Below are 5417 nucleotides of genomic sequence, written 5' to 3' on the forward strand. Positions count from 1 at the left end.
CTCTTCCTTTCAAGCTGATGCTGTTCGTTTCACTGGACGGCTGGCTGAAGCTTACTCAGGGCCTTATGTACAGTTACTCGTACTAGGTACTCTAATTTTATTTTGGGAGATGTCAGTTTTGGGATCGTATCCGGAGGTATGACATTTCCCGAGTCCTTTTTTTTTCCATGAGCAGAATATTCCTGTCATGTTTCAGTTTGCAGATTACAAAGGAGCTGATCTCGAAGGCAGATTCGGCGATATAGAAAATGAGATAAAGAATCGAAAGGATGAAAACGGCAATTTCATCAGAATTCCTAATAAGGCAGGCTCTGCTATCACCCGTTCTGAAATGCGTCACGCTATACGTATGCAGAAAAGGCTTGATTTAGATTTTGATCTCAACCTGATTCATGGAGGCAATAAGATCTGAACTTAGGCGTAAGCTGTTCCTGTAGTATTCATATGAATTAGAGGGCATTCAGCTTTGAAAAGAAGGTTGGGATTAATACCACTGTCAGCTTGCAAACTCCTGAAATAACTGTCTACTTTAAAAAAATAAGGAAGAGCTTATTTGAGCTTTTCCTTAAATTTTGTGGCTCTATGTATAGCTGGGCTACGGAAGTACCGTAGCCCGTTTTTCCATATTGCACTCATGCTAGGCAAGACTGTCTATCAGCATTGGAATTGCATACTTGATGATCTTACCTGTGCCAAGAGCTCCCACCGCCTGTGAACGTTTGTCAGTAAGTACTTCTGCCATACAGTCGAGGAAGTCTTCATAGCCCTTGGCTCCTTTAGCCGCGCCACGGGCTTTTTCTGCAATTTCGTCAATGTCCTGGGCAACGATTCCCTTGAACTGTTCAAAGAACCCTTCAAAGATTTCATTTGCTGTGAGTTTTACTGACTCAAGCTCCTTTGTTATAAGCTCACGGTAGATCTGATTCTCTGCCTCCTTTTGTGCGTTATTTTCGGTTCCCGGAGCAGGGATTTTCTTTAAAATCTCCTCAAGTTCTGCTTTGCGTAAAGCTGTCTGTCTATACTCCTCATACATGACTTTCAGCTCTTCATGCCCTTCAATATGAGCCAATACGGAACCAACTCGTTCAGCTTCTGATGTTACATAATCGAGGTTCCTTCGTATGTACTCTTTATATTCAGGCCTATTTAAATCCTTCTTGGCGTTAGTGCAGAATCTGTTGATTATCTTGATTCTTTCTTTTTCATCTCGAGTATTCTCGGCTCCAATGTTATACATGAAGATTGATACCGGATCATCTTGTCTAACATCTACATTCGCAGCTGCAATACGCATAGCAGTAAAGGTATCCTGAAGTGCCTTGTTGGTCTCTTCAATTGCGTTATTCAGTGCAATCTGACATTTACTGAAGTTGTAGATTGGCGCTGGCATTTCAACACCAAGTTTCAGTACTTCCTGAAGTGCTACCAGAATTCTGGCTCCGGCATCCTTTCTGCTGCCCTTTGAAAGCACTGCACTTATCACAGCCTTGAGGCGATCCTTAACCAGAGGGGTATTCGGATCATTCTTATCTACATGTTCATTGAGTCTGGCCTTACTGGTCTCTGAGAGTAGCGCTGTAAGAGAGTCAATAAAGGCTGAACTGTCTGAGTACATTGCAGCTGCCATCATTCTAATAATATGCTGCTGCTGATCCGCTGTAAGCTGTGTACAGTTACCAAAATCGATAACAGTAAGCTGATCTGGCGAGGTCATGATATTTCCAGCATGTAAATCTCCATGGTAGAAGCCTTTACCGAAAATACCTTCAGTAACCCAGTTTTTGGTGAAGGTCATCAGATTCTGCTGCTGTTTGAGCAGAGTCTGATACTGTTCTGAAAGTTTATTGTAGTTCTCTAGTGAAACCTTGTAGTTCTGATGCTCAAGTTTGTCTGTTACCTTACCAGTGAACTTGTGTCGTTCCATATATGTGCCATTCCTCATATCTATATGGGTAAATGGACGCAACATCAGCTTGGTGTTTTCGTTTGCATCTCTGATACATTTATCAAGAGTTATACCAGGAGCAAGATCAAGTACCATCACGTCCGTAGTAGGGCGAACCAGAGGGCTTAGAGTCATGCTCTTTACCTTTGTGGAGTTGTTGCTGTATATCTGACCGCTTTCCACGTTGTTTGCTTCAATGGTAAGATCCAGTTCTTCCAGAATAGTCTTGAGATCTCCTGCAAAGGTTACATCCATACCAGGAACCTTCTTCGCTGCTTCGATAAAGAGCTGCTTTTCTCGTTCAGCACGGTTCTGGACATCTGGTCTTAGGAACTTGACCACCTTATCAATACCTTCTGGATGCTCCTTTGTATAGAACTTGCAAAGTACGGCCTGTCCTACAGAAGCTGCACCCAGAGACTTTACTACGCTGATTTTCGAGATTTCACCGTGTGAGGAGTTTACGATCTCCAGAAGATGTGCCTGAATGATACGATCTGGTATAGGTGAAAGATTACACTTCATATCTGCAAAGGCTGTCTTTAGATCATCACTTAGAGCCTCAGGAGGCAGTCTCTGCAGAATCTTCTGCATGATAGGACCTGCTCCCTTGAACATGGCACCGAGTATCTGGGCAGGAGATGAATCTGATTTGGAATAGCGAACCATGGCAGCGAGCATACTGCGTCTATCAATGGCACTCATATCCTTGAAATAGGTCTTCATAACCTCGCCTATAAACTTACCTAATGCGGTCTTGTTAAAGGAGCTGTTGCCTTCATCCTGCAGCTGTTTTAAGGTTACATCCTTGTTGGTTGGATCAAGAGGAGCTTTCTGTTCGCCATCTGTTTTCAGAGCTTCATTAAACTTCTCTGCAATCTCATTGCCAATAAGCTGAGCCTGTGCGTCAATCTCATTATTAAGTGCAGTTTCTGCATTGCCTATAACCTCCCACATTTCATCTTCAGGATTCTTGAGCAGCTCTTCCAGTTTGGTCTTCAGGAACATCATCTGTACGCCCATCTTGAGACTGCCCGGCTCGGCGAGCATAAACGGCTCCTTAACCGGTACTTTCTCATTACCATAAGCTTTCTCTGCGACCTTAATGTAGTAGTCAGGCTTGTGAACATGCAGATACCCACTAGCATCCATGGCAAAGATAAGCTCTTTTAACTGATCAAGCGGCAGAAGTTTATTTTTGATAATCCTCTCTAAGGTTTGATCATTTGGAGTATTAAGCTTCTTAAACGGCTCTTTTATTGAAAAATCTTTAATCTGGTCTTCCGTGAGGGTGAACATCTGGAGTATTTTATTGGTATTTTCTTGACCAAATCTCTCCTGCTGAATCATATCCATCGCCAACTTGGACAGGGCAGAATATGGCAGCATCTTGTTATTAAACAGGTGAGTAATAATATCAACATAGTTCTTTTCTGTAGCAGGATCCTGAATATTAAGCTGATCCTTCAGAGGCGAAGCCATTATCTGATCAATAATCTCGTAACTATCAGGCTCTCTTTCTCCGCCTAAAGGAGGCTCCCCAACTTCTTCAAGCTGATTTAGCAGCAACTGACCACGGAAACCGCTAATCGCACCTCCAAGTGCATTCCTTACATTTTCCGGCAGTGTATTGATGGCTTCCGGATCGGATAACAGCCTGTTGAAAGTACCGACATGTTCCAGGATAGTGTTCACAATTCTGGTGCCCGGTTTTGCATTAGGATCCCCCATTACCGAATCATATTTGCTGCCGTCAAAATTCAGAATCAGATCGGCAAAGAAATTATGAACCTTCTCATCTTCAAGCTTCTTTTCAAAACTCAGCTGTTTTTCAATAGCGGGCTTCTCTTGTTTTACTGCCCTAAAATAGTTGGTTATTTTTGCGGAATATTCTGCAATATTAGTCGATATATTACCTATATATTTATCTTGATTTTGTAAGCCTAATTCTGAAAGGTAGGTGGGTTCAAGTCCGTCCCTGCTTTGAGGAGAAATGTGCATCAGTGAATCTGCAAGTCTCTCTATAGCCTTGTCAAATCCAGCTTTAAGCTCTGGAACAGCTTTTCCTTCTTCTTCGTCGGTTAGAAGCCCCATGTACAGCTCAAATCTCTCCTCCGGAGTCTTTTCTAGAAGAAATTCAAAACCATCCTTCTGTTCAGTGTCAAATATTCGAGCAACATTTGCCTTTAGAGAATTTACAAGTGCTTCTGAGAATGTATCCTGCAGATCATGCTTGTAGTCAACATGATCTTTAGGCAGATTGAGTAACAGTCTGTCAAAAAGCTCAAGGTTCTGCGCAAATATTTCCTTTAGTTTATTTATTCCAATTGTAGACTTACCATCTGCTATATCTTTACTTAAAGCATCTGAGAGCTTCCCGGTAAATTCATGCATCTGTAGAGCATATGCGTTTGTGTCCAGCTCTTTAAACATAGCGGAACACTGCTTGAACTCTTTAAGCTCTGCCGGATTTAGATTTGCTGTATCCTTGGCAGGGGCAAAGCCATTCTGAATGGTGGTGAATATTTTCTTGAATTCATCAAGACTTTGTATTTTCTCTCCGCTCGAGTTGCAATGATATGCCACTGTTTTGGCCAGTCTATTAGCAAATCCTTCCAGAATTTCATTTTTAGACGAAATTTCATCGAGAACTCTTTTTAAGAAGTCTTCTTCTCTAAACTTATATAACAGCTCTGCGTGATCATTAAACAGTTTTGCCTGCTGCTTTATAGCTTCATTAGCATCCTTATTTTCTCCTCCGATTTTGACATAATCAGAACACATCCTCTGATACTCTGCTATATCCAGTACCATCTGTCCCTGTGCCTGTGGCAGCGTGATTGGGACTTTGAACTCTGGATTTGTTTTTGCTATTTCTTCCAAAAGTTCCTGTACTGAGACTGACAGAGATGACAGGCAGATCTTATCCTCATAAATCTGTTTCAGTGCTTCACTGTTCTTTTCCAGAATTGCTTTGAGATCATCTGAGGATGGTTTTTCTTTGGCAGTGAGTTCTGTGATTAACTGCTGTGAAAAAAGCTGAGCTTTTTTCTGTATTGAGCAATCAAGTGTCTGCTCAATTGCACTTAAATCTGTTTCAACCTTCTTTAGGAAGCCTTTATACAGAGGGTTTTCAGCCTCCTTTTCAACGAAAAACAGGTTAATCTTAAATGTCTTATCCGGTTTTTTGAAATAATTGCTGATAAGTAGCCCTGTCTTAAGATTGTTGTGTTCACAGTAGTCTACTAGCTTTTTGATTACACTCTGAGCAGGTTCTCTTATTTCGTTCAGAAGAGTACGGTTGGCAATAATTCTGGCCAGACAGCCTGCTTCCTTATTAATGATTTCAGCTAGAGCTGCACCAGGAGCAGTATTGTCTGGTGTTATGGAATAGAGTTCACGGCACAGTCTGTCCAGACTGCTGTAGAAGTTTATAGTATCATTTGTTTTTTTATTTTTTTCATTCTGAATA

General features: G+C 41.6%; 2 protein-coding genes. One reads left to right on the forward strand and one right to left on the reverse strand.

Going from position 1 to position 5417, the window contains the following annotated elements:
* Window positions 1-187 precede the first annotated feature (187 nt).
* A complete protein-coding gene (locus tag QZU45_RS10565) occupies window positions 188-412 on the forward strand; it encodes a hypothetical protein (protein WP_295355109.1) in 225 nt (74 codons plus the stop codon).
* Between the two features lie 225 nt (window positions 413-637).
* Here the strand turns inward: QZU45_RS10565 and QZU45_RS10570 are convergent.
* The coding region (locus QZU45_RS10570; RefSeq protein WP_295355110.1) for an AarF/UbiB family protein at window positions 638-5417 on the reverse strand (4780 nt) is incomplete at its 5' end.

This window comes from uncultured Succinivibrio sp. (genome assembly GCF_902756765.1).
Classification (GTDB): Bacteria; Pseudomonadota; Gammaproteobacteria; order Enterobacterales; family Succinivibrionaceae; genus Succinivibrio.

Bases quoted from the DNA above. Each gene is read 5' to 3' on its own strand.
- QZU45_RS10565 (WP_295355109.1), top strand. From the start codon at position 188: ATGTTTCAGTTTGCAGATTACAAAGGAGCTGATCTCGAAGGCAGATTC.